20 protein-coding genes and 1 tRNA gene are annotated in these 22,676 nt (G+C 60.1%); 16 read left to right on the forward strand and 5 right to left on the reverse strand.

Going from position 1 to position 22,676, the window contains the following annotated elements; genetic code table 11:
• Positions 1 to 105: 105 nt before the first annotated feature.
• Positions 106 to 2,652, reverse strand: a complete 2,547-nt coding sequence (locus RUI03_RS01965; RefSeq protein WP_317288607.1) for a zinc-dependent metalloprotease — start codon at positions 2,650 to 2,652, stop codon at positions 106 to 108.
• 178 nt (positions 2,653 to 2,830) lie between these two features.
• On the opposite strand from RUI03_RS01965, the gene RUI03_RS01970 reads away from it, so the two are divergent.
• Positions 2,831 to 2,905 (forward strand) — tRNA-Thr (locus RUI03_RS01970).
• A gap of 202 nt (positions 2,906 to 3,107) precedes the next feature.
• The gene (locus RUI03_RS01975; protein ID WP_317288608.1) at positions 3,108 to 3,563 is read left to right on the forward strand and encodes a glyoxalase superfamily protein; all 456 of its coding nucleotides are present in this window, start codon (positions 3,108 to 3,110) and stop codon (positions 3,561 to 3,563) included.
• A 19-nt stretch (positions 3,564 to 3,582) separates the two neighbouring features.
• Here RUI03_RS01975 and RUI03_RS01980 read toward each other — a convergent pair whose 3' ends face one another.
• On the reverse strand, positions 3,583 to 5,175 hold the full coding sequence (locus RUI03_RS01980) for an ABC-F family ATP-binding cassette domain-containing protein (protein WP_317288609.1): 1,593 nt from the start codon (positions 5,173 to 5,175) through the stop codon (positions 3,583 to 3,585).
• A 137-nt stretch (positions 5,176 to 5,312) separates the two neighbouring features.
• Between RUI03_RS01980 and RUI03_RS01985 the strand changes: the two genes are divergently transcribed.
• The 4 genes from RUI03_RS01985 to hisD all read left to right on the forward strand — a co-directional run bounded on the left by RUI03_RS01985 (position 5,313) and on the right by hisD (position 10,207).
• Positions 5,313 to 6,947, forward strand: a complete 1,635-nt coding sequence (locus RUI03_RS01985; protein ID WP_317288610.1) for a glycoside hydrolase 43 family protein — start codon at positions 5,313 to 5,315, stop codon at positions 6,945 to 6,947.
• A gap of 177 nt (positions 6,948 to 7,124) precedes the next feature.
• The gene (gene murA / locus RUI03_RS01990) at positions 7,125 to 8,390 is read left to right on the forward strand and encodes a UDP-N-acetylglucosamine 1-carboxyvinyltransferase (RefSeq protein WP_317288611.1); all 1,266 of its coding nucleotides are present in this window, start codon (positions 7,125 to 7,127) and stop codon (positions 8,388 to 8,390) included.
• Between the two features lie 67 nt (positions 8,391 to 8,457).
• Positions 8,458 to 8,916, forward strand: a complete 459-nt coding sequence (locus RUI03_RS01995; RefSeq protein ID WP_317288612.1) for a DUF2948 family protein — start codon at positions 8,458 to 8,460, stop codon at positions 8,914 to 8,916.
• Position 8,917: 1 nt separating this feature from the next.
• Entirely contained in the window at positions 8,918 to 10,207 is a 1,290-nt protein-coding gene (gene hisD / locus RUI03_RS02000) for a histidinol dehydrogenase (RefSeq protein WP_317288613.1), read from the forward strand.
• A 3-nt stretch (positions 10,208 to 10,210) separates the two neighbouring features.
• Here hisD and RUI03_RS02005 read toward each other — a convergent pair whose 3' ends face one another.
• Positions 10,211 to 10,645, reverse strand: a complete 435-nt coding sequence (locus RUI03_RS02005; RefSeq protein ID WP_317288614.1) for a DUF2141 domain-containing protein — start codon at positions 10,643 to 10,645, stop codon at positions 10,211 to 10,213.
• A gap of 131 nt (positions 10,646 to 10,776) precedes the next feature.
• Here RUI03_RS02005 and RUI03_RS02010 point away from each other — a divergent pair, with 131 nt between their 5' ends.
• The 8 genes from RUI03_RS02010 to RUI03_RS02045 all read left to right on the forward strand — a co-directional run bounded on the left by RUI03_RS02010 (position 10,777) and on the right by RUI03_RS02045 (position 16,080).
• A complete protein-coding gene (locus RUI03_RS02010; protein ID WP_317288615.1) occupies positions 10,777 to 11,268 on the forward strand; it encodes a UPF0262 family protein in 492 nt (163 codons plus the stop codon).
• The gene (locus RUI03_RS02015; protein WP_317288616.1) at positions 11,268 to 11,675 is read left to right on the forward strand and encodes a hypothetical protein; all 408 of its coding nucleotides are present in this window, start codon (positions 11,268 to 11,270) and stop codon (positions 11,673 to 11,675) included. Before RUI03_RS02010 ends, RUI03_RS02015 begins: the two co-directional genes overlap by 1 nt.
• A gap of 82 nt (positions 11,676 to 11,757) precedes the next feature.
• Positions 11,758 to 11,976 (forward strand): translation initiation factor IF-1, encoded by a 219-nt coding sequence (gene infA, locus RUI03_RS02020; protein WP_031550659.1) that lies wholly within the window; start codon positions 11,758 to 11,760, stop codon positions 11,974 to 11,976.
• Between the two features lie 11 nt (positions 11,977 to 11,987).
• Complete coding sequence (locus RUI03_RS02025) at positions 11,988 to 12,602, forward strand: Maf family protein (RefSeq protein WP_317288617.1); 615 nt, start codon at positions 11,988 to 11,990, stop codon at positions 12,600 to 12,602.
• A complete protein-coding gene (locus RUI03_RS02030; RefSeq protein WP_317288618.1) occupies positions 12,599 to 13,843 on the forward strand; it encodes a ribonuclease E/G in 1,245 nt (414 codons plus the stop codon). Before RUI03_RS02025 ends, RUI03_RS02030 begins: the two co-directional genes overlap by 4 nt.
• Positions 13,833 to 14,021 carry a DNA gyrase inhibitor YacG gene (gene yacG / locus RUI03_RS02035; RefSeq protein ID WP_317288619.1) on the forward strand — a complete coding sequence of 63 codons (189 nt, stop codon included), beginning with the start codon at positions 13,833 to 13,835 and terminating at the stop codon, positions 14,019 to 14,021. Before RUI03_RS02030 ends, yacG begins: the two co-directional genes overlap by 11 nt.
• 2 nt (positions 14,022 to 14,023) lie before the next feature.
• Positions 14,024 to 14,743 (forward strand): response regulator, encoded by a 720-nt coding sequence (locus tag RUI03_RS02040; protein WP_317288620.1) that lies wholly within the window; start codon positions 14,024 to 14,026, stop codon positions 14,741 to 14,743.
• Positions 14,740 to 16,080 (forward strand): ATP-binding protein, encoded by a 1,341-nt coding sequence (locus RUI03_RS02045; protein ID WP_317288621.1) that lies wholly within the window; start codon positions 14,740 to 14,742, stop codon positions 16,078 to 16,080. Before RUI03_RS02040 ends, RUI03_RS02045 begins: the two co-directional genes overlap by 4 nt.
• Here the strand turns inward: RUI03_RS02045 and cysN are convergent.
• Both cysN and cysD read right to left on the reverse strand, forming a co-directional pair.
• Positions 16,077 to 17,993, reverse strand: a complete 1,917-nt coding sequence (gene cysN, locus RUI03_RS02050; RefSeq protein WP_317288622.1) for a sulfate adenylyltransferase subunit CysN — start codon at positions 17,991 to 17,993, stop codon at positions 16,077 to 16,079. The genes RUI03_RS02045 and cysN overlap by 4 nt on opposite strands.
• 3 nt (positions 17,994 to 17,996) lie before the next feature.
• Complete coding sequence (gene cysD, locus RUI03_RS02055) at positions 17,997 to 18,893, reverse strand: sulfate adenylyltransferase subunit CysD (RefSeq protein ID WP_317288623.1); 897 nt, start codon at positions 18,891 to 18,893, stop codon at positions 17,997 to 17,999.
• Positions 18,894 to 19,051: 158 nt separating this feature from the next.
• Here cysD and RUI03_RS02060 point away from each other — a divergent pair, with 158 nt between their 5' ends.
• Positions 19,052 to 20,434, forward strand: coding sequence for a TolC family protein (locus tag RUI03_RS02060; RefSeq protein ID WP_317288624.1), 1,383 nt, complete (start codon positions 19,052 to 19,054; stop codon positions 20,432 to 20,434).
• A gap of 106 nt (positions 20,435 to 20,540) precedes the next feature.
• A complete protein-coding gene (gene uvrB, locus RUI03_RS02065; protein WP_410795898.1) occupies positions 20,541 to 22,655 on the forward strand; it encodes an excinuclease ABC subunit UvrB in 2,115 nt (704 codons plus the stop codon).
• The last annotated feature ends 21 nt before the right edge of the window (positions 22,656 to 22,676 follow it).

Below are 22,676 nucleotides of genomic sequence, written 5' to 3' on the forward strand. Positions count from 1 at the left end.
GGCGCACGCTTTGTATAACGGCAAACGGGCTCAGCAGCGATGCCGAGCCCGTCGTCTACTATGCGCCTTTTAAGTTAAGTACCAGTTCAACCTTTCGGCCCGGTCTCAGGCGTCGAGCCATTTCAGCATGCGTTTCAGCTGTTTGCGGTGCGCCCGGGCTTCGGCGGACAGATGGAAGTCGATGCCGGCAAGTCGATGACGGAGATCTTCGATCGCGCCCAAAATGGCCGCCCGCGCCACCGGGTCATAGACCGGGCTGTCCACCGAATAGATCAGCCGTTCCAGATAGGCGGTCTGAAGACCACGGCGGAATGTATTAGGCTCACCACCCAGATCGGCGCCGTAAATGACGGTGTTCAGATCCAGCAGCATTTCCGACGCGGAATAATCCCCGCCATAGACCGCGGAATCCGTCATTCGTTGCAAAACACGCGGATTGAGCAAATGGTCGATCACGCCCATCTGAATATTCAGCACACGGCCGTGAAGCTTTGGATCTTCCGTCCCGCCGCCAAAGCCAAAGCCCCGGCGCTGGTTCTGCAGGCGCGCGGCCAGTTCTTCCGACACCGCGAATGCATTCGGGGAAAAGACATAGGTGCCCAGGGCCTTCATGGCGTCTTTCTGCGTTTCGGCTGGAACGGGCGTGAAGGGGGCAGCATCGGTCTGACCCGGCGCAATCCGCTCCACATAGATGCCGCCGATCTGCCGCGACATGATCTGGGCCATGGTCGCCTGCTGACCACTGGCGACCAGATACCCCCGGACCAGCTTCTGCCAGCTGTCCTCATCACCATATTTGTCCAGCAGGCCATCAATTATGGTGTTGGCAAGTTTGATCCGGTCAATGCCGTACGCCACAGGGTCGGACGACATGTCGTTGATCATCACCCGGGGGTCGATGCCGCGGCCGGGTGCCCGCATGTCATCCGCATCATTGCCGAAGGCATATCCGCGCTCTGATGATTTGGCGAGTAGGGCGGCGCGGGCCTCATCGTCGAGGTCAGGCCGGTAGCCGAACTCTATGGCCCAGTCGTCATAGGGACCGGGGCGCAGCATGTAGTAATCGCCTTGGGTCATGCCGACCGGTGCGACATTCACCGCCGGATAATCCATGACGGAGCCAACCGGCACGCCTTGGGTCAGGGTCTTGTCGTGCACTTCCTTGGGCCCATAAAGAATGCTCGCCTTCATGTTGTGATTAAGGCCCAGCGTATGGCCGACCTCGTGCAGCAGGAGGTAGTAGAGGCCCTGGCGAACCAGCTCTTCCATCTCCTCATCGCTGGCACCCATGGCTTCCGCCGTGGCCTGCGCAAACAGATTGCCCACCTGAAGGTCGTGGGTCACCGAGCACAGATGATCATCCTGTGGCAGGGCTTCCAGTTCATCCGATGACGCAGGGATCATCGCCGTATCAAACACATCCGCATACGTCATACGGTTGGTGATGAAGACATATTCCAGCATGATGTCCGCGCCGAGAATTTCACCTGTGCGCGGATTGGTGAAGCTTGGCCCATAGCCGCCGAAGGGCGGTTGCGGTGAGGACGTCCAGCGCAGCACGTTATAGCGGATATCGCCTGCATCCCAGTCGGCGTCATCAGGCTGCACCTTGACTTCGATTGCATTGGTGAAGCCGGCCTTCTCGAACGCCTGGTTCCACGTCAGCACGGCATCGCGGATCGTGTCGCGATATTCCACGGGCGTGGTGTTCTCGATCCAGTAGGTGATTGGTTTGACGGGATCGGACAGTGCCGCATCCGGATCTTTCTTCTCCAGCCGCCAGCGGTGGATAAGGTCGCGATAGGGGGCCGGATCGGCAGATGTCAGGTCTGTGACCTGATCCAGGAAATAGCCGATGCGATAGTCGTCCAGTCGCGGCGTGAAGCCCTCATCGGGCATGGCCAGAAAGCTGTGCTGCATCTTCACCGTGACGCTGCGCGCATCGGTCACCGCGTCCGAGCCGTAATTTGTCGGCGAGCCATTGTCGAAGACATAGTCGACGATCACGTCGACATTCTCCGGATACGCCCGAATATCGGCGAATTTGGTCTTTTCCGACGACAGCCCACCGACCGAGAAGCTGAACGGGCCTGAGAACGGGCCCGCCGTTGGTGACACCTTGTGCAGTTTCTCGTTCAGAAACAGCCCGTTGGCAGAGATCAGGAACCGGTCCGTCGCGTCGTCCGTGCCCTCGGTGATCGCGATTATATCGGCCGCGGCGACGATGGAAGGGCTGATATTGGCATCAGCCGCCTTGGAAATCGCGTTGGTCTCATCGAAATAATAGGCGGTGCTCTGCTCGACAAATTCGAGTTTGCCGTAATGGCGGTTGACCGACATGACGCGCTGGTCGCGATAGGCGCCCTTGAAGTGGCCGGCCTCCAGCACCCCATTTTCGGTGTAGGAGAAGGCGATGAATTCCTGATCCAGCTGGTCTTCGCTGATCTCCATGAACACGTCGCCGGTCTTGGGATCGGTGTAGAAGTCGAACAGGCCCTCAGTGGCGGTCAGATCCTTGACCTTCTTCTCGATCGTAGGCGTGCCCTCGTCCTTCTTCTTGTCGTCCTGCGCCTGTGCCACGGAAAAGGTAGAGAGCGCCGACGTTAGCAAAAGAAGCCCAATGTCGAGCCCGCGCCGATTTCGATTCATCATGATTTTGCCCCAGATTGACTGACAACTTGCCATGACGCCCACCGCGCCATTGCCCCGAAGCCGAAAAGGCTAACCCGGATACCGTTAAGAATCGAGAATAAAGTCACAAAGGGTTGATGCGGCACGATATCACCGCTTGACCCAGGGGCCGCTCATCCATAAACGCTCGTGGCTCAACGCTGCTGTAGCTCAGAGGTAGAGCACTCCCTTGGTAAGGGAGAGGTCGAGAGTTCAATTCTCTCCAGCAGCACCATTTTCTCCCGATTGACCCCGCTGATTCTCGCGCCTATCAAATGACCGGCCCGAGACGCCTGCCGCTCGCCGGGATATCCCGATGGTGAAGATCTCCTGCTCCCTTGAGAGCAGTTTTGTTTTCATGTGACCTCAATCCTCTGGATGGTCCATGCGGCAAGGTGAGCCCCGCGACGCCGGACCATCATGATGGATAGAAGATCATGAGTACTATTCCCCCCATCCGCACCCGCGATCAGGCCAAAGCGCGTGCGCGGCTACTGCGTTCAGAATACGCGGCCCTGAACCGACCGATGAGCTATTCAACAGCGCTGGAGCTCATCGCGAAAGAGCAGGGCTATGCCAGCTGGAATGTCCTGTCGGCGCGGCTGTCGAATGAGCCCGAAGTGCCTCTGCAAGTCGGTGATCGTGTACACGGACAATTCCTGAAGCAGGTCTTCGATGGTGCCGTCATCGCGGTACAGAAAATCAGCTCCCATAGCGCCCTCGATATCACGATTGAATTTGATGAGCCGGTGGATGTGGTCACCTTCAAGGGCTTCTCGAATCACCGTCGACGGATCAGCGCCCGGATCGGGGCAGGGGGCGTGTCATTCACCAGGACGAGTGACGGCGTGCCTCATCTGGTCGTGGCGCGGGACAGCGCGTTCTGCGTCTAATTAAGAGAGGAGGGGCGTACTACCGCCCCTTTTTCCGGTCCGCCTGGGTCACCAGCGCACGGTAATCCTCAAGGTCGCCATCATAGACGTCGGCTTTGCCATCTTTCACCAGCCACAGGCGGTCGGCGGTCGCCTCGGCGAGGAAGACGTCGTGGGTGATGAGGAGGACCGCCCCCTTGAAATCGTTGATCGCGTAGATCAGCGCTTCGCGGCTGTCGATATCGAGGTGAGAGGTTGGCTCGTCGAGAATCAGGATGTGTGGTTTTTCCAAAGCCATCAGCCCAAGGAGCAACCGCACTTTCTCCCCGCCGGACAGCATCTCGACCTTCGTCATGACCTTCTCGTGAGAGAAACCGATCTGGGCGGCGATACCGCGATGCTTCGCCTCTGATTTCTCTTCGGGCATCGCCTGGCGGATGTGGTCGAGCACGGTCTCACCCGCGTGCAGTTCGTCCAGCTGGTCCTGCGAGAAATAGCCGACCCGCAATTGACGGGCGGAAATGCACTCACCGCCCATCAGGGACAGGCGATTGGCGATGGATTTGACCAGGGTCGTCTTGCCCTGACCATTGGTGCCGACAATCGCGATCCGGTCATCCGGGTCCACGCGCAAGGTCACATCGGACAGAATACGCGCGCCTTCACCATAGCCAAGTTCAGCACTCTGCAGGCTGATCATTGGCGGGGAGAGCTGGTCCTTGGGTTCCGCGAAATGGAACGGGGTGGTCCGCTCGGCAATCGGGATCGAGATGTCCTGCATCTTCTCCAGCACCTTCACCCGGGACTGGGCCTGACGTGCCTTCGACGCCTTGGCCTTGAAGCGGTCCACAAAGGCCTGAAGGTGCGCGCGGTTGGCGTCCTGCTTGGCCTTTTGCTGTTCCAGCTGGGCCACCTTCATTGCCCGCAGGGCGAGCCAGTCATCATACCCGCCGGGGCAGATGCTCAGCTGCTTGTGTTCCAGCGCCATGGTGTGGGTGACGCAGCGGTTCAGCAGGTCGCGGTCGTGGGAGACGATCAGCACCGTATGCGGATATTGCTTGAGATATCCCTCAAGCCAGGCTGCGCCCTCAAGGTCGAGATAGTTGGTCGGCTCATCGAGCAACAGGAGATCAGGCTGCGAGAACAGCACTCCCGCAATGGCCGCACGCATGCGCCAGCCGCCTGAAAATTCCTTGGTTGGCCGCGCCATGTCTTCATTGGTGAAGCCAAGGCCGGTCAATACTTCGGCCGCCCGCGCTTCGGCGGACCAGGCGTCGATATCGAGCAGGCGGGCATGGATGTCACCGATGCGATCTGGATCGGTGACCGTCTCCAGCTCCTGCATCAGGCTGTGGCGTTCCTCGTCGGAGGCCAGCACCACGTCGAGGATCGTGTCGTCGGAGGCTTCAACTTCCTGCGCGACCCAGCCAAGGCGGGCGCGGTTCTGCATCCTTACCGGCGTGTCGGCCGTGGGGTTGGCGATTTCTTCGCGGATAATGCGCAGGAGCGTCGACTTGCCGGTGCCATTGCGGCCAACAAGGCCCACCTTCCATCCCGGAGAGATGTGGGCCGTGGCTTTCTGGAACAGCGGACGCGCCTGAACGCTGTAATCGAGGTCAGTAATCTTGAGCATGGCGGGGGCATAGGGGGAGAGGCCGCCGGATGCGAGAGCTAATTTGTGCGGCGCGGCAAAAGTCAGCTGGGGAGTGCAAACGATTGCTGGGGCCTGCCTCTATGGTGGGGCCACGCTGAGCGGGCTAGGGTTTGGGCATGAAACCATCACTCCTGTCCGTCTTCGCCCTTGGTTCCTTTTTCGTGCTGGCCGGCTGCTCGGGCGGGACCGCCGAAGAGGCTTCAGTCGCGGATAACAGGATCGCCTCGGTAGACCGCCCCCTGCCAGAGGGCGCGCCTTTGCGCATGGCCGATCACGGGGATGGGACTTTCACCAATCCGCCACTTTGGGGCGATTTTCCGGACCCTTCGATCATCCGGGTGGATAACACCTTCTTTTTTGCGACGACCACCTTCGCCAATGTGCCCGCACTGACGATCCTTGAGTCAAAGGATCTCGTGAACTGGCAGTATACGGCGCATCTGATTGACCGCCTGGAAGGGGATGGGGCTTACGATCTGGAGGATGGCGGGGCCTATCGCAAAGGTATCTTCGCCCCGAGCCTGCGCTATCACGAGGGGACCTATTATCTCGCTGTCACGCCCGTCGGGCTGAACACGCGCATCTATTACACCGACGATATCAGGGGCGACTGGCAGTATCATGAACTGGACCGGGAAGCGTTCGATCCGGCGCTGTTCTTTGATGATGACGGGACATTCTATCTCGCCACATCCCTTGGCTATGACGGCACCGTGACGCTCCTTGTGCTGAGTGATGATGGCAGCGAGGTCATCAAATCCGACGAAATCTATTATAATGAAGGGGCGGAGGGGACAAAGATCCTCAAGCGGAATGGGTATTATTACATGTTCCATTCCATCCCGCGCCGTCTTGGCATGACGGTCTCCCGCGCCCGTGATTTTTACGGTCCGTGGGAGACGGTGGACCAGATCGACGACACCACCGGCGGGCATCAGGGGGCAATTGTCGATCTGCCGGACGGCACCGACTATGGCTTTGTCATGGTGGATGCAGGCGCGATCGGCCGTATGACCAATATCAGCCCCATGCACTGGGTCGATGACTGGCCGGTCTGGGGCACGCCGGATGCACCGGGGCAGGTGCCGGCGAAAGCAGATAAACCGATCAAGGGTCATAAGGCCGAAATGCCTGCGACTTCTGATGATTTTGCGGCGGAGCATCTGGGCCTGCAATGGCAGTGGAACCATAATCCGGTGCGCGAGAACTGGTCCCTGACCGAACGGCCTGGTCATCTGCGCCTGAAGCCGCTGGCAGCGGAGGGGTTCTGGACGGCGCGAAATACGCTCACCCAGAAATCATGGGGACCGTTCAGCCGGGGGGAGGTCAAGCTCGACATTTCTTCGCTGACCGAGGGCGATCATTGCGGCTTCGGCATGATCGGCAAATACTCCGCCTACATCTCAGTCGATGGCGGGGATAAGGGGCAGCATACGCTCAGCATGACCGTATCCGAGGACACGACTGACGGGCAAGTGCTGGACCGGCGGGCGGAGGGGATCAACGCGGCTGCCAATCACCTGTACCTGCGCACGGATATGGATTTCGAGACCGACCGGGGACAGGCGGCCTACAGCTTCGACGCAGAAAACTGGACGGTCTTGGGCGGCGATTTCCCGCTGGCGTTTGACTGGCAGACCGGCACCTTTCAGGGCGAGCAATTCGCGATCTTCTGTTATGCCGACGGGCCGAGCGCAGGGCATCTTGACGTCGATGCGTTCCAGCTTTCGGGCCGTCCGCCCGCCCCATGACCGGCTTTCACTTTGGCTCGTGACCCCTTAAAGTCGGTTCATGCCAAAACCTGACACCCCGAAATCGCCCGGCGGAGCCAAAAAGCCCAAGCCGACGCGCGAAGAACGTCTCTCTCAGGCCTTGCGCGATAACCTTCGTCGCCGCAAAGCCGCCGCAAAAGAAGATAAAGAGACGTAATGGACAAATTAGCGATTATCGGCGGCCGCGAGCTCTATGGCGAGCTTGAGATTTCCGGCGCCAAGAATTCCGCCCTGAAAGTCATGGTGGCCAGTCTCCTGACAGCTGATGCCCTGACTCTGACCAACGTGCCTGATCTGGCCGATGTGCGCCAATTGCTGGTGCTGCTCGACAATCATGGGGTCGAAATCGACCGCGATGGGGCGACCCTGCGTCTGAAGGCCAAAGAGATTACCTCGACCACGGCCCCCTATGAGATTGTCCGCAAGATGCGGGCAAGCTTCAACGTCCTTGGCCCGCTCCTCGCGCGGGAAGGGGAGGCGCGGGTCAGCCTGCCCGGTGGCTGTGCCATTGGCGCGCGGCCCGTGGACCTGCATCTCAAGGCGCTTGAGGCGATGGGCGCGCAGATCGAGCTGGAGGAAGGCTATGTGGTGGCCAGCGCGAAGCAGGGCTTGCGCGGCGCACGGGTTTCCTTCCCGTTCGTGTCAGTTGGTGCGACCGAGCATTCCATGATGGCGGCGACGCTGGCCGAGGGCGTGACCACCCTGGAGAACGCGGCGCGGGAGCCTGAGATCGTCGATCTGGCCGATTGCCTCAACGCCATGGGCGCGCGGGTCGAGGGGGCGGGGACTTCTACCATCACCATTCACGGTGTCGCGGCGCTGCATGGTGCAACCCATGATGTGCTGCCCGACCGGATCGAGATGGGCTCCTACGCCATGGCTGTCGGTGCGGCAGGCGGTGAGCTCCTCCTGAAACGCGGGCGGATGTCTCTACTCGGGGCGGCGGATGGCATTCTTGCCGAGGCCGGGCTGACCCTGACTGATGAGCCGGACGGCCTGCGCGTCACCAAATGGGGACGGCCTACCAAGGGCACCAACGTTCATACTGAACCGTTTCCCGGCTTCCCGACGGATCTTCAGGCCCAGTACATGGCGCTGATGGCGCTGGCCGACGGTACATCGGTCATTCGCGAGACGATTTTCGAGAACCGCTATATGCACGCGCCAGAGCTGATGCGCCTTGGCGCCAATATCCATGTGGATGGCCAGACGGCGACCGTGCGTGGTGTGAAGTCCCTGCGCGGGGCCCCTGTCATGGCGACGGACCTCCGTGCCTCCATGTCGCTGGTCATCGCCGGCCTTTCAGCTGAGGGGCAGACGTTCATCTCGCGTCTTTACCATCTGGATCGCGGGTTTGAGCGGCTGGACAAGAAGCTGCAATCCGTCGGCGCGCTCGTGGAACGGGTACCCGACACAGATTGATGGCAACAAAAGGCATTCACGGGCGGTTTTCGTGGCTGCCCTCTCCCCTTTTGCCTGAAAGATGCCTATGTCCCCGGCCATGAAGATCAAAAACTACAAGCCGCTCGCCTTGATGGCTGCCGATCGTGAAGATCTGGACGTCGTTTCCGCTGTCCTGCAGGATTCCGTCGCCAAGGTGGGGGATGTGGCCTTCCTGCCGGACCAGCGCCGCTTTGCCCTCGTGGCCAACCGCTTCGTCTGGGAAGAGGGGGCGAACAAGACCAAGGGACCGTTCACCCGCGTCAGGGTCGGTGTCCATTTTGACGATGTGCTCAGTGTGCGGACCAAGTCCGTGCGACTGGATGCCAAGTCCGCCATCGTCGATATCCTGTCCGTGACCTACCATGGCGGTGAGGACGGGGGCACGATCACGCTGACCCTGGCCGGCGGCGGTATTGTCGCATTGGCGGTCGATGCCATCAATGTCACTGTCCGCGACATTTCCGAGCCCTGGCGGACCCAGAGCAAGCCCGATCACGAGGCGTGAAATGGTTCGTAGGCTGAAAGACAGCGACGCGACGTTCGGCGAGAACTTCGCAGAGCTTTTGACCCTCAAGCGTGAAGCGTCCGCCGATGTCGGGGCGACTGTTGCTGCGCTGATTGCCGAGGTGCGTGCCGACGGTGATGAAGCGCTCTACCGCTTGACGGAAAAGTTTGACCGGTTCGATGCGCGCGCCCGCGGCCTTGTCATCACACAGGATGAAGTCGATGCGGCCGTAGAGGCCTGCGACCCGGCCTCGCTTGACGCGCTGAAGCTCGCGGCAGACCGGATCGAGGCGTATCATGAGCGCCAATTGCCGTCCGATGAGTGGTACACCGATGATGCGGGCGTCTCGTTGGGGTGGCGCTGGACTCCGATTGACGCCGTTGGTCTCTATGTGCCGGGCGGACGTGCCGCTTATCCGTCCAGCGTGCTGATGAATGCCATCCCCGCGCGGGTCGCCGGAGCGGAGCGCCTTGTCATGGTGGTGCCGACGCCGGACGATGTTCTCAATCCGCTCGTGCTGGCCGCTGCCAGGCTGGCGGGTATCACCGAGATCTATCGGATTGGCGGGGCCCAGGCCGTGGCGGCGCTGGCCTATGGCACGGCAACCATTGCGAAAGTCGACAAGATCGTTGGTCCCGGGAATGCGTGGGTCGCTGCGGCAAAACGCCTGGTCTTTGGCCAGGTCGGCATCGATTCAATCGCCGGACCGTCTGAAATTCTGGTTGTTGCCGATGGTCAGAACGATCCTGACTGGATCGCCGCTGACCTTCTCAGCCAGGCCGAGCATGACCCGTCATCGCAGAGTGTTCTGATCACGGATGATGCTGATTTTGCTGATCGCGTCGACCGCGCCGTTGACGCCCACATCGCGCGCAGCCCACGCGGCGAAATCACGCGCGCGGCCTGGGACTATAACTCGGCAATCATTGTGTGCAAGGATTTCGAATCGGCGATGCCACTGGTTAATCGTCTGGCAGCTGAGCATCTTGAGCTCGCCGTTGACGAGCCAGAAGAACTCCTGCCGATGATCCGGCATGCGGGGGCGATCTTCTTGGGGCGGTACACGCCGGAAGCGATTGGGGACTACGTCGCGGGTCCGGATCACGTGTTGCCGACGGCGCAAGCGGCCCGCTTCTCGTCCGGTCTTTCGACATTGGACTTCATGAAGCGGACCAGCCTTCTGTCCTGCTCACCTGAAGCAGTAAGGGCCGTTGGCCCCGCCGCCGTCCGGTTGGCAGAGGAAGAGGGCCTGTGGGCGCACGCACAATCGGTGGCCTACAGACTGAAATAGCGCCTATTGCGCCATATAGATCAGGGGCTCGGTCATCTCGACCGTGTCTTCGCTGACCTCAAATTTCTGATTGGTCCATGTCGGTGGGCCCATCAGTGAGGTTCCGGCCCGAGCGGCAAAACCGTCAATCGGCATGCCATACTGGTTCATGTCGAAGTCACCATCAGCGTCCAGATCATGCCAGGCCGTAAAGGCATAAGTGCCGGGTTCCACGTCCTTGAAGGTGACCGTCACGTCGCCGCCTTCGAAATTTTCCGTGATCTGGGAATCGACGTTGTCGTCCGTGTTGTAGGTCGCCTCATCATAAAGGACGACATACAGGGTACCTTCGGCTTTGCCGCCTTTAAGGTGCACGACCACATCACCCGCCCAGGCGGACCCGGCCAGCAACGCGCCCACCGACACGGCAGCAACAATAGATTTCAAACCCTTCGCCATCGCGACCTCCTGAAGTTTGCATCTTAAACTTGGAATGCCGCTGCCGCGCCGTCAAGGTACTTCTTGAGAATGAGCGCTTGGCCAAGATGGGCAAGCCAGCCTAGATCAAAGAAAACGTCTGGAGACCCCGCATGGCTGATCACCGCCTCGTGAAAATTGACATCGATGATGCGTCGCTGGTTTCGACCAGCAGCATCATCGATCATGAGCGGAAGGTGGCCATGTTCGATCTGCTGCAGGGCAACGAGTTTGCGCCTGTCGGCATCGACCATGGTGGTCCCTATGCCCTGACCCTCAGCCAGCGGGACGGGCGATTGATTTTCGACATTGCGACGGAAGAGGGGGAGACTCTGGCCGCCCATCATCTGTCGATGTCGCCCATGCGCCGGATGATCAAAGACTATTTCATGCTGTGCGAGAGCTATTACGACACGGTGTCGTCGGCCCAGCCTGAAAAGCTCGAGACGATCGATATGGCTCGCCGCGCCGTTCATAATGAAGCCGCAGAGCTGACCAGAAGCCGCCTTGAAGGAAAGATCGAGGTCGATTTCGACACGGCACGGCGACTTTTCTCTCTTATCTGTTCCATCGCCATGCGCGCCAGCCATCGCGGCAGTCACTGATGGTTGCATCGGTCCTCTTCTGTTGCACCATGAATTCGGTTCGGTCGCCGATGGCCGAGGTTATTGCGCGCCATCAGCTTGGGCCTGCGGCTCGTATTGCGAGCTGCGGTGTCTTCGCCGGTGCGTTTGATCCTTATGTCGCCATGGCTCTCAGTGAAATTGGCATGGAAGAGCCGCCCCATGATCCCCAGGATTTCTCCGCTATTCATCTGGAAGATTATGGTCTGATTGCCGCATTGTCCGACGAAGCATACGAGTCTGTCCGACGAGAAAGGCCTGATGCCCTGTATTGGCCCACTTCCAATCCGGCTGCGGTCCTGGGGTCGGATGAGATTGTGATGGCGGCCTATCGCGCCACAAGGGACGAGTTGCGCCAACGACTGGCGGCGGCCTTCCGCACCGTCTGATTTTTGCTTTTTGCGTGTTGGTGCTTGACGGATCGGTGGATGCATCCCAAATCGCTACCTTCGCGCAGAGATAAGGAATTTCATGGCTAAAGAAGAATTACTCGAGTTTTCCGGGACGGTGGAAGAACTCCTCCCCAATGCGACTTTTCGCGTAAAACTCGAGAATGACCATGAAATCATTGCCCACACTGCGGGCAAGATGCGCAAGAACCGGATCCGGGTCCTCGCTGGGGACAAGGTTCTTGTCGAAATGACTCCCTACGACCTGACCAAGGGCCGGATCACTTACCGCTTCAAATAGCGGGATCCGGCATGGCAGAAGTGCACGAGACCGCGCCCCGACTGGTTTTGGCGAGCGCGTCGCCTCGGCGTCTGCAACTGCTTGCGCAGATCGGCATTGTGCCCGACGCGGTTGAACCTGCCGATATCGACGAGACCGAACTGAAGGGCGAGCTGGCTCGTGATCTTGCGATCCGGCTGGCCTGCGGCAAGGGCGAGGTCGTCGCCGCGCGGCATCCCGGCGCCGTGGTTCTGTCCGCAGATACGGTGGTCGCTGTCGGACGGCGTATCCTGCCCAAGACCGAGACGGTCGACGAAGCGAAAGAGTGTCTTGAATTGATGTCCGGTCGCTCGCACCGAGTCTACACCGGCGTCGCCTGTACCTTTGCCGATGGCGCCATGCGGTCGCGAGTCGTGGAGACGCGGGTCAAGATCAAGCGCCTCGCCGCGACGGAACTGGACGCTTATCTCGCCAGCGGCGAATGGAAGGGCAAAGCGGGCGGCTACGGCATTCAGGGCGCTTTCTCCGCGTTCATTATCCAGATTATCGGCAGCTATACCGGCGTCGTGGGCCTGCCTCTCTATGAAACGGCAGGTCTCCTGACCGCAGCGCTTCGCCGTCCCCTCGCTTTCAAGGACCCTTCATGACCCGCACGATCCTTCTCGATGATCATCCGGTGCTGACCCGTGCTGCATTGATTGACGGTGATGAGGTGGTGCGTCTTGCCTATCATCATCCGCATAGACCGCATCCGCTTCGCGGCAGCCTGTACCGCGCAAAAATCACTGACATCGATACACGTCTGAACGCGGCCTATGCTGATTTGTCAGGCCCGGGAGGCTTCCTGCGCCGCAAGGGCAAGCTGCCGCCCAGCGGTTCCACTGTTCTTGTGGAAATCCGTCGCGAGCCCTTTGGCGGCAAGGCTGCAGAGATTTCGGACACACCTGTTCTGCGCCTGCCCATGGCGACTCTCGGAAGCGATGGGGAGGTTCGGTCGGGCCCACTTGGCGATCCGAGTGATGGAATGGCTGCGAAGATTGGCGAGCTATGGGCGACGGCACAGTCTGCGCCCTTGGGCGCGGCTGATAATGTGCCGCCTATCATCCGGTTACTGACGGAGCTGGCCGCCAACGGTGTTGACCAGATTGACGTGACATCGCCGCGCACACGGTCGCTCGTGCAATCTTTTGTAGGCGACAGGGTGTCCGTTGACGTCGTGGATGCCATCGGCGCGCGCACCTACATGATGGATGCGGAAGAAGATGCGCTGCGCCGTCAGATTGACCTGCCCGGCGGTGGTCGCGTCATCATTGACGAAACCGAGGCGCTGACTGCCATCGATCTTGATCTGGGCGGGCAGGGGGGGCAGTCCGTGAAAGGCGCCGCCGACAAGTTGCTGACGGCAGCGCTTCAGGCCCTGGGGCATCATGCGCGCCTTGCCGATCTTGGCGGACAGATTGTGATTGATGTGCCGCGCGGTGCGATCAGTGCGCCGAAGATCATGCGCGATCGCCTGACGCGTACCTTCCGCCCCTTGGGGCGGATCAGCGTACCGGCTGTCACGCCGGAAGGTTTGGGGGTGGTGATCGCGCCGCGCCCTGGACCCACGCTTCTTGAACGCCTGACCACGCCCAGTGGCACAGGTATAAGGGCCGGACGGGTGCTGGCCGACGACGTTGCCGCGATGGCTGCCCTGCACACCCTGGAAACGGCGCTGGCCGACAGCCGGACCGCGACGCTGACCCTTGCGGTATCGCCTCGTCTTCGACACTTCGTTACAAAAGATGCCCCGGCGCTGTCACAATTGCGTGAGACTTATGGTCCGCGCCTGTCTGTTCGTGTCGATGAGGCTTTGGAAGGGGAGGATATTCCGTACCATGTCAACTGATGGACCTCGCTGCTCTCTGTGCGGACAACCTGTCGCAAAGGAATACAAGCCGTTCTGCTCCAAGCGCTGCGCCGATGTCGACCTGAACCGTTGGCTGTCCGGCACCTACGTGATCACGGCCCATGACGAAGAAGACGACTCGCTCATTCCTGACGCTACCCCGCCTGAGGACGCGTAAGCATGCGGGCAGCGGAGGACACCCATGTGCTGGTTGTCGATGATGAGCCATCGATCCGTGAACCGCTCGTCGACTATCTGGCGATGAACGGCTACCGCGTCAGTGGGGCTCCGACGGCCCAGGCTGCGCGCGATGTCATCGCTGCCGATCCCGTGCATATCGTCCTTCTCGATATCATGATGCCTGGCGAAGACGGCTTGAGTCTCACCAGGTCCATCCGCGCCGATGGCAGTCTTCCGATTATTCTCTTAACGGCCAAGGCGGAAGATACGGACCGCATCATCGGGCTTGAGATGGGGGCAGACGATTACGTCGTGAAGCCCTTCAATCCTCGTGAACTGCTGGCCCGGATCAAAGCAGTCATGCGGCGGGCATCAACGACGAATGAGACGACCAGCCCCAGTGGCACCATACAGTTTGACCGGTTTATCCTCGATCCTGAAGGGCGTACGCTGACCACCGATGACGGTGAGGATATTCCACTGACCGGCGGTGAGTACGCCCTTCTGATGGTACTGATTGAGCGGGCCGGGCGGGTCCTGAACCGTGATCAGCTTCTTGACCTGACGCAAGGACGTGAAGCCGGCGTTTTCGACCGCAGCATCGACAACCAGATCAGCCGTCTGCGTAAGAAAATTGAAGATGACCCCAAGGCGCCAGCGATCATCAAGACCGTGCGTGGCGGCGGCTATGTTCTGTCTGCCAAGGTCATCAAGGGATGAGGCTGGCCCCCCGATCTCTGCCCGGTCAGATGGCGGCTATTCTTGCGCTGGCCTTGCTCGTTTCCCAGAGCCTGAATTTCGGTCTTCTTCTTCAGTCGCGGCAGAAATTGCAGGACGCATCGGATGACGTGGCGATCGGCCGGTTCGTGGCCATTGTGGAGCGCAGCAATTCGCCAAGCATCCTCCGTGAACGGCTGACATCCGATCGGCGCCGATCCCGCTGGGACGATCGCCTCACGGTCACGACTGAGCCATTGGCCCTGCAATATGATCAGCGCAAAGTGACCACACGGCGATTGCAGGCTGCCTTGCGCGATGCCGGTATGCAGAGCGAGAATGCAATCGTGGCAGAAGGCATTTACCAGAGCCGACGCCGGGATCGACACTCGCCAATGCTGGTTTTTTCGGCGCCTCTGTCCGAGCAGGAATGGCTGAATTTCAGCCAGCCCCTGCGCCCCGAGCCGCCCTTGCCATGGGCCGCTCTGGTCGGACAGACGCTGGTCATCTATTTTGCCCTGCTGGCAGGGGTACTGTTCTTTGCACGGCGCATGACCAAATCTCTTTCGCGCCTGACCGATGCTGCGCAGCGCATCATGACACCGGATGCACCGCCGGCCCTGACTCCTGAAGGGCCTGACGATATTCGTGCGCTCACGACCGCTTTTGAGGATATGCGCGCACGCATTCGCCGCCTGTTCGAGGAAAAGGATGTCATGCTGGGTGCGATCGGTCACGATTTGCGAACCCCGCTGACATCGCTGCGCATTCGCGTCGAAAGCGTCGACAACGATCGCCTGCGTGAGGGAATGATCAAGTCCGTCGAAGAGCTCTCAATGATGCTCGATGATATCCTCAGCCTTGCGCGCAATGGACATGTTGACGGTGAAGTTGAGCGTTTTGACGTTGCCCATCTTATTGCCGACGTGATGTCGGAAATGGCCCAGCACACGGATCGTCTGACCGTCCATAACACCGGTGGCCCCTGTACCGCCGATGGTTTCCCTGTTCTGCTGAAGCGTGCTGTCCGTAATTTGATCGATAACGGGCTCCGTCACGGAGAGCACGTGACGGTTGCTGCACGGTGCGAAGAGAACTTCGTCATCATCAGTGTCGAAGATGATGGGCCCGGTGTCCCCGATGAGGATCTGCCGCGGATACGCGAAGCGTTTGTGCGCGGAGAGCAGTCGAGGAATCGTCAGACGGGTGGGGCCGGCCTGGGACTCGCGCTGGTCGATGGCGTCACGCAAGCCCATGGCGGCACGCTGGAACTGAAAAACCGCGCAGAAGGGGGCTTCTGCGCGGTCATTCGGCTACCTGCGGCAGCGGACCGGACCTAGTTGGCGGTCAGGTAGCCACCGTCTTCAAGGGCCTTCACGATTGTTTCGGCCGCTTCTGCGGCGCTCATGTCCACCGTATTGATCACGATCTCAGGCTTCATCGGCGGCTCATAGGCACTGTCGATACCGGTGAAATTCTTGATCTGACCAGCGCGCGCCTTTTTGTAGAGACCCTTCACATCACGCTGTTCGGCAACGTCGAGCGGCGTGTTGACGTGGACCTCGATGAATTCGCCGTCCTCGAACAGATTGCGCGCCATCTGACGTTCATCGCGGAATGGCGAGATGAAGGCGGAAAGGACGATCAGCCCAGACTCCACCATCAGCTTGGCGGTTTCAGCAACGCGGCGGATGTTCTCAACCCGATCAGCATCGGTAAAGCCGAGGTCCTTGTTCAGGCCGTGGCGCACATTGTCCCCGTCCAGAATATAGGTGTGGCGACCCATATCGTGCAGACGCTTTTCTACGAGGTTGGCAATGGTCGACTTGCCCGCACCGGACAGGCCGGTGAACCACAGCAGCGCTGGCTTCTGCATCTTGATCGAAGCGCGTTCGCTCTTGCCGACTTCCAGATCCTGCCAGACGACATTGGCCGCGCGGCGCAGGGAGTGGTCGATCATGCCCGCGCCAACGGTTGCGTTGGTCTGGCGGTCAATGATGATGAAGCTGCCTGTCTGGCGGTTGTCCTTGTAGGGATCAAATGCAATCGGTGCCTGCAGGTTGATCTTGCAGACGGCGATTTCGTTCAGGCCGACATTCTTGCCGGGGCGCTCTTCGAGGGTGTTCACATCAATCTTGTTGCGCAGATCGGTGACAACACCGGCAATGGTGCGGTTGTTGATCTTGAACAGATACTGACGTCCGGGCAGCATCGGCTCATCCGCCATCCAGATCATGTGGACGGAGAACTGGTCCGATTGCCCGGCAGGGGCATCCTTGCCGCAGATCATGTCGCCGCGAGAAATATCGATCTCGTCTTCGAGGGTAATGGTCACCGCTTCGCGCTTGGACGCGGATGTACGGCTGTCGTCACCCATGGCGACAATGCTTTCGACCACCGAGCGTTTGCCCGACGGGATCGCGATGATCTGGTCACCGACATTGATCGTGCCGCTGGCCACCGTGCCCGAGAACCCGCGGAAGTCGAGGTTCGGACGGTTCACCCACTGCACGGGGAAACGGAACGGCGCATCATCGCTCTCGGAGATGTCGATTTCTTCGAGATAGGGGAGGAGCGCTGGTCCCTTGTAATAAGGGGTGTGCTCGGAGTTTTCCGTCACGTTCGCCCCGGCCAGTGCCGACATCGGAATGCAGACAATCGACTCAAAGCCCAAGTTCTTGGCGAATTCGCGATAGTCCTTCTCGATCTCCTTGAAGCGCTCTTCCGAATATCCGACGAGGTCCATCTTGTTGATCGCGACAACCACATGTTTGATCCCGACAAGGGAGCAAATGAAGCTGTGGCGGCGAGTCTGAACCATCAGGCCTGCGCGCGCATCGACGAGCAGGATGGCAACGTCGGCGGTCGAAGCACCTGTCGCCATATTGCGCGTGTACTGTTCATGGCCCGGTGTGTCGGCGACCACGAATTTGCGCTTGTCGGTCGAGAAAAAGCGATAGGCAACGTCGATCGTGATGCCCTGTTCGCGCTCTGCAGCGAGGCCGTCGACGAGGAGCGCAAAGTCGATTTCCGCGCCTTGCGTGCCGTGTTTTTTCGAATCCATATCGAGGGCCGCAACCTGGTCCTCGTACAGCATCTTGGAATCGTAGAGCAGGCGACCGATCAGGGTCGATTTGCCATCATCCACGGAGCCGCAGGTGATGAAGCGCAGCATGGATTTGTTCTCATGCTTCTGCAGATAAGCAACGACGTCGCTCTGGATCAGATCGCTATCGGATGGGGTCGTGGTCATGGCTTAGAAATACCCTTCCGTTTTCTTCTTCTCCATGGAGGCGGCCTGGTCGTGGTCAATCACGCGGCCTTGGCGCTCCGAACTTGTAGAGAGGAGTGTTTCCTGAATGATCTCGGGCAGAGTGGAGGCCGTGCTCTCGACGGCGCCCGTCAGCGGGTAGCAGCCCAGCGTCCGGAACCGCACTGACTTCATCATCGGTTCACGCCCGTTGAGCGGCATGCGGTCGTCATCGACCATGATCAACTGACCATCCTGTTCAACAACCGGACGGACAGCCGAGAAATAAAGCTGCGGGATCTCGATATTCTCGCGGAAAATGTACTGCCAGATATCCAGCTCGGTCCAGTTGGACAGCGGGAAGACCCGCATCGTCTCACCCTTGTGGATGCGCGTATTGTAGATGCTCCATAGTTCGGGGCGCTGGTTCTTGGGGTCCCAGCGGTGGCCTGGCGCACGGAAGGAGAAAATCCGTTCCTTGGCGCGGGATTTCTCTTCGTCCCGGCGTGCACCGCCAAAGGCCGCGTCAAAGCCGTGCTTGTCCAGGGCCTGTTTGAGCGCTGCGGTCTTCATGGTGTCGGTGTGATAGCCGCTGCCATGGGTGAACGGGCCAACGCCTTCGCGCACCCCTTCTTCGTTGATGTGCACGATCAGCTCGAGACCCAGCTTTTTCGCCGTCTCGTCACGGAAGGTGATCATGTCGCGGAATTTCCACGTCGTATCCACATGCATTAGCGGGAAAGGTGGCTTAGAAGGATAGAAAGCCTTGAGTGCTAGATGCAGCATGACCGAGGAGTCTTTACCGACGGAATACAGCATCACGGGGTTTTCGCACTCGGCGGCAACCTCCCGCATGATGTGGATGCTTTCGGCCTCCAGGCGATCGAGGTGGGTCTGGGGCATGGACAGTGTCCCTTGGCGAAGAATTTGATAAGGATATTTCGCAGTTGCGAAATAAGACAACGGATACGATTCTACGCTGTCGCGTGCAAGCCCTGGTCCACACGGCCGGTCGCAACGGCGTAAGCGATACATTTAGGGCGATAGGCAGGTTGCGTCACATGCGAAAGCGAAATGTCCTGTCTGCCGCAATAGTGTTACTGACCGGTATCAGCGCAGCATCGGCACAGGTGGACGCACTCGATACGGGACGGGCCATCGAAATACCGACAGAACGCCCAGCGCTCGAGCGGGTGATCCGTGAGGCCCTGCTGCACAATCCTGGTCTGAGGGCTGAGGCGGAGCGCCTGACGGCGGCAGAGCAGGCCATTGCACAGGCGCGGGCTCAGGGACTGCCAACCATCTCCATTCAGGGCAGCGTTGAAACTTCTGATGGCGCCTATGATCCAGGTGCGGCGGGCGGCGCCCTTATCGGTTCGCTGTTTCCCCCGACCACCGATGGCGAGCCATCGCCGCTCGAAGGCTTCGGCAGCACCGATACGCGCCAGGTCCAATTGTCGGTCACACAGCCACTTTTCACCGGGTTCAAGATCAAGAACGGCATTGAGGAAGCGCGCGCCAGCGTCGATGTGGCCCGGGCCGGATTTGAAGCGACAAAACAGGGCTATGCCCTTCGGGTGGCCGAAGCCTATCTCGCCGTAGTGACGGCGCAGGCCCGTCAGGTGGCGCTTGATACAAGTCTCACGGCGGTGGCGGAGGAAAGCCGGGCCGCGCAGATATCCTTCGAGACCGGTCAGAACACGAAGACGGATCTGGCGCTGGTCAACGCCCGTCGCGCTGCCATTGATGCGCAGGCGGCCGGGGCGGTGGCGCAGCTGCAATCCGCGCGGGCAAATTTCGTCGCGCTGGCCGGGGTCGAACCACCGCAGCTGGACCTGACAGACGCAGAGCTCATCGTCCCGATCAATGTGGAGCGCGCCATCTCTACAGCGATGCAGAACAATGCGGAGCTGCGGGCGGCGGTCTCGATGGTGGCAGCTCGGGGGGCGGCGGCCCGGGCAACGAAAGGCCAGCGCGCGCCGAACATCCAGCTGCGCGGCACGCTTTCCTATGGCGAGAACAACTTTCTGCCGGGAGACCAGTCCTCCAACGCGACGATCGCGGCAGAACTCGACATGCCGTTCTATCAGGGCGGCGCGGTCGGCGCGTCTGTCCGCGCAGCCTCAGCCGAAGCCCGCGCGAGCCGGTTTGCCCTGACGGACGCCCAATTGCAGCTGGAAGCGCAAGTGCGTGGGGCCTTTGCCGAATATCAGGCTGCGGTGATCGCGCAGGAAGCGGCGAAGGCGCAGCTGAATGCCGCGGACCTTGCTTTTCAAGGCGTCACGCTGGAGCGCGAGGTAGGCCAGCGGTCTGTCCTCGACGTCCTGCGGGTGGAGGAAGACCTGCAGTCGGCGCGGCTGAATGAAATTTCAGCGCGCCGGAATGTCATCCTCGCCAGCTATCGCCTGCGGGCCCTGATGGGGACGCTGCTGCGGGATGAATAGGCCCGGTGTTGCCTGATCGTTCTCAAAGGCATATCTATCGGTGATGACAAAAACCCTTCCCCAAGACCTTGGTTTTTCCGAAGCGATCCAATCCTATCACGGGCGGATGCAGCCCATTGAGTGGACGCCGCACCGCCCCGATCGTCCGGAAAAGTCAGAGGGCGGACAGCGTTTCCAGGTGGTCTCGGACTATGAGCCGGCCGGTGACCAGCCCGCAGCGATCAAGGAACTGGTGGAAGGGATCAAGGAGCGTGAGCACGACCAGGTCCTGCTTGGCGTCACCGGGTCGGGTAAGACCTTCACCATGGCCAAGATCATTGAGGCGACCCAGCGTCCGGCCCTGATCCTTGCCCATAACAAGACCCTCGCCGCGCAGCTCTATGGGGAGTTCAAGAGCTTCTTCCCCAACAATGCGGTTGAATATTTTGTGTCGTACTACGACTATTACCAGCCCGAGGCCTATGTCCCCCGGACCGATACTTATATCGAGAAGGAATCGACGATCAATGAGCAGATTGACCGCATGCGTCACTCTGCGACGCGGTCCCTGCTCGAGCGGGATGATGTGATCATCGTCGCCTCCGTATCGTGCATCTATGGTATCGGCTCGGTCGAGACCTATACCGCCATGACTTTCAGCCTGACGGTCGGCGAGCAGGTGGAGCGGCAGCAGCTGATCGCGGACCTCGTGGCCCTGCAGTACAAGCGCAACGAAGCCTCATTCGTGCGCGGAACGTTCCGGGCCAAGGGTGATGTCGTCGAGATCTTCCCGGCACACTATGAGGATGTGGCCTGGCGTGTCAGCTTGTTCGGTGATGAGATTGAGACGATCACGGAGTTCGATCCCTTGACGGGCAAGAAGCTGCGTGATCTGCCCATGATCAAGCTTTATGCCAACAGCCACTATGTCACGCCGCGCCCGACTCTGAAAAAGGCCGTCGAGGGCATCAAGGCGGAGCTTGAGGCGACGCTGCCTATTCTGCAGGCGGAAGGAAAGCTGATCGAAGCCCAGCGCTTGGAGCAGCGGATCAATTTCGACCTTGAGATGATGGAAGCCACCGGCAGCTGTCAGGGGATCGAGAACTACTCCCGCTACCTCACCGGGCGCCAGCCGGGGGAGCCGCCGCCGACCCTATTCGAATATCTGCCGGAAAACGCGCTGGTTTTTGCCGATGAGAGCCACGTGACGATCCCGCAGATTGGCGCGATGTTCAAAGGCGACTTTGCCCGCAAGAAGACGTTGGCCGAGTACGGTTTCCGTCTGCCATCCTGCATGGACAACCGCCCCCTGAAATTTGAGGAATGGGACGCCATGCGGCCCCAGACCGTCCACGTTTCCGCCACGCCCGGACCGTGGGAGCTCGACCGGACGGGTGGTGTGTTCGTTGAACAGGTGATCCGCCCCACCGGCCTGATCGACCCGCCAGTGGAAATTCGCCCCGTATCCGACGGGACGATCAATCAGGTCGATGACGTCATTGATGAGTGCAAGAAAGTTGCCGAGCGCGGTGGCCGGGTACTTGTTACGACACTGACGAAAAAGATGGCCGAAGACCTGACCGAATATATGCACGAGCAGGGCGTGCGCGTGCGTTACATGCACTCTGACATCGACACGATCGAGCGGATCGAAATCATTCGTGACCTGCGTCTCGGTGCGTTTGACGTCCTGATTGGCATCAACCTGCTGCGGGAGGGGCTCGACATTCCTGAATGCGAGCTTGTGGCCATTCTCGATGCTGACAAGGAGGGCTTCCTGCGGTCCGAGACCTCACTGGTGCAGACGATTGGCCGTGCGGCCCGGAACGTCGACGGGCGGGTCATTCTGTACGCAGACGGCATGACCGGCTCAATGGAGCGTGCCATTGCCGAAACGGATCGCCGCCGCGAAAAGCAGATGGCCTATAATGAAGAGCATGGCATCACGCCTATAAGCGTGAAGGCGAAAATTGCCGAGATCGCGAATAGTGATGACGAGACGGTGAAAGCCGCCGCGGGCACCACCTTCACTTCCCAGCGCTTTACCAAGGGCAAAACCGGTATGGGCGCGATGAATGAGGAGCGGGCGAGCTATGCCGCCGCAGGAGCTAACCTCAAGACCCATCTTGCCGCGCTTGAAAAGCAGATGCGTGAGGCGGCAGCGAACCTCGAATTTGAGGAAGCCGCGCGTCTGCGTGATGAAATCAAGAAGCTAGAACAGGATGAGCTGGATCTGCTGTGACGGCCTTTGCCGGACTGGGAA

It is taken from the genome of Parvularcula sp. LCG005 (genome assembly GCF_032930845.1).
In the GTDB taxonomy this organism is placed as follows: Bacteria; Pseudomonadota; Alphaproteobacteria; order Caulobacterales; family Parvularculaceae; genus Parvularcula.